This window comes from Streptomyces sp. BE20 (genome assembly GCF_036322525.1).
GTDB lineage: Bacteria > Actinomycetota > Actinomycetes > Streptomycetales > Streptomycetaceae > Kitasatospora.
Genome location: NZ_JAQYWW010000968.1, coordinates 1 through 2,607, shown reverse-complemented (window position 1 = coordinate 2,607; position 2,607 = coordinate 1). Strand labels below are relative to the sequence as shown.

At 71.5% G+C, this 2,607-nt stretch carries 2 protein-coding genes; one reads left to right on the top strand and one right to left on the bottom strand.

Translation table 11 applies throughout. The features are described from left to right. Positions 1-526 precede the first annotated feature (526 nt). Complete coding sequence (locus tag PUR61_RS24835; protein ID WP_329881597.1) at positions 527-1,000, bottom strand: DIP1984 family protein; 474 nt, start codon at positions 998-1,000, stop codon at positions 527-529. A gap of 1,007 nt (positions 1,001-2,007) precedes the next feature. On the opposite strand from PUR61_RS24835, the gene PUR61_RS24830 reads away from it, so the two are divergent. Further along, the gene (locus tag PUR61_RS24830; protein ID WP_329881596.1) at positions 2,008-2,223 is read left to right on the top strand and encodes a hypothetical protein; all 216 of its coding nucleotides are present in this window, start codon (positions 2,008-2,010) and stop codon (positions 2,221-2,223) included. Positions 2,224-2,607 lie beyond the last annotated feature (384 nt).

Here is a 2,607-nt window from a genome sequence, read left to right as displayed (position 1 = left end):
TTCTGCGTGGGCGGCGGCGCGGCGCCCGTGGTAATCGTCATACGGGCGATTGTGCTGGGCTCAGGTGACCTCCGGTAGGTGTCAGCCCTCGGCCGGCTCTCCGACGAGGCACGACGTCAACACGCCGGCAACCCCGAGACCGGCGACCGCAACGGCGCCGCACAGGACCGCCGAGCAGCCGAGGACACCCTCCTCGGACACCCGCCTGGCAGGCACACCGGATCAGCTTCAGTAACTCACCGTGACGGTGACTCCTGGGTGGAATCGGGGGCGAGGGCCGCGTGGTGTGTGCGGCCCTCGCCCCGGGTGTGGGGCACCCCGTTCCCGCCCTCGTCGTCCGGATCTGCACGTGGTGGTGAGCCGTGCGATGTGCTCTGTCACCTGTACGCGATGCTGAGCTGCGCTGTTGATGGGGAATCGAACCCCTGCGTTGCTCTTCACGCGCCAGGGGCCGGATGGACCGCCGGCCCGCGGTGTGTGCACGCCTCCGTGACGACTACCTGCTTCCCACACCCGGCTCGTGGGGTCAGTCCTCGATCAGGTCGATCTCCCAGTTGGTGCGCTGGATCAGGGTGTCCACCTCGCGGATCTCCTTGGCCAGAACGTCCGCCCGGGCGCGGAGCTCGGCGACCGGCAGGGCCGAGAGGAACCTGAGCTCGGACCGCAACTGCCGCGCCGCCCCGCGCTGGTCGCGCCCTGAGGCGGCGTCGGCCGCGTCGGTGGTCACCGAGTGACGCAGCCGCAGGACGTCCCGGCGGGCGAGGGCGTCGGTGAGCGTGCCGCCGCCCTCGACGAGCGCGGTGGAGTTGGTCCGGTTGATCTGACGGATCAGCCGCTCCAACTCGTCCAGCACCTCCGCGGCCTGGGCCAGGACCTCCACCGCGTTCTCCGCCGGCTCCTCGCCCTCCTGGTAACGGGCACTGCCCACGACACGCGCCCGCAACTGCTCCACCCGCCGCGTCGCAGCCGCGCGTTCCACGAGCGCCTCAGCCAGCTTCACCGCGCCATCCCCCCTGCATCCTCCCGGTCGTCCGACAAGTATGCACACCGGCGCCTGACAGTCCGGCGCTCGGGGTCGGGCCGCCCGGACCGACCCCGGCGCAGGGCGCGGAAGGGACACGTGGGACAGGAGCGGAGGCGGGGCGGCATTTGATCCGCCCGGTTCCACGAGTGGCCGATACGGACGCAATGCCCTGGGCTACAGTGTTCGGAAAGGAGGGAATCAATGACGCGGAACCGGGCATTACGAATTTTCGGATTCGGTATTACGCTCCTTCTGTTCTCGGGGGTTTTCTTTTATATATCTCTTAATCATGCGGCTTCTAGTATCGGTCCCCGTCCGACCGCCATGGGGAACCGGCCTTCGGCCGAAGGGCCGGCCTCTACGCCTGGCCGAGGGTCCTCGTCGACTCCCGCCCCCGCACCGGTGGCGACCCAGTACGTGCCGGTCACGGTCGGCGGGGATTCGGAGATGGCGCCGTGGATCGCTCTGGTCACCGCAGCCACAGGAGTCCTGGCCACGGTATTCGGCGGAATCACCGCGGTACTCACGGCGAGGCGGCCGGCCTCGCCGGCTTCGGTGGCTTCCGATGACCCGCCGGAGGTTTCGGCTCGACCCCACGAGCGGCGGTCGCCGCTACCTCCTCCACTGATCCGACCCCTGACCCGACAGCAACCGCCGCCCGCGGGTGACGATCCCGTCTGAACCGCAGGGTGCCTCGGAGCGCATTTCGGCCCTGCGCCGTACTACGGCGTGGCGCGGGGCGGGTCGGGCGGGTCCTCGGGGGCGGCGGCAGTGATCCGCACGGTCGGCGGGCCGGGGCGGCGCGGGGCGTCGGCGCGCACGACGTCAAGGGCGGGCCCGTGGCGAGGTCGCCTCCGATCCGGGTGGAGTACCGCTCGGCCCGCTGCCCGCCCCCGGTGATCGTGCGGGTCGGATGTGCAGATGCCGCGTGGAGCCCGGTGCGGTGCCGTGGCACGCACGGGCGTGCGACCTACGATGAGCCGGTGTCCGACACCGAGTTCCCTCCTGGCCTGCTCGAACTCCAGCGCCGTTGGTCGGCGGCCGAGGCCGCCTGGGCCTCGGCGCCGACGGACCTGACGCAGGCCGCGTTCATCGCGGTCGGCACCGAGCTGGGCGCGCACCCGTACTGGGTCGGCGCCGAGAACCGGCACAAGGCCGCCATAGAGCTGAAGCGAACCGTCCTCGCCGACGCCGTGTAGGCACCCGACACCCCGATCCCGGCCCTGCCGTGGCGCGGGCACTGACTTCCGGCCGGCCGGTGGCCGCCTTCCGCCGCCGGCGACACCTGCGCGGCGACGCTGCCGGCGCCGGACGGCCGGGCCGCACCACGGGACGGTCCCCGATGCCGGCGAGCACGTGCGCGGCACGATCACTCACCGCGTCGAGGAGTTCGCGCAGACGGTCGAGGTCGCCACCGAGTCGAGGATGCATACCCACAGCCCAGAGCCGGGCCCGCTCCCCCAACCAGCACTACGTCCCACACGAAGGATCCTGACGACCCACCAGGCGAGGACCCCTCAGGACCCTCGCCGGACCGTGGCCGCAGGAACCACAGGCGGCCGGAAGCCCGCGAGTCCTGCGGG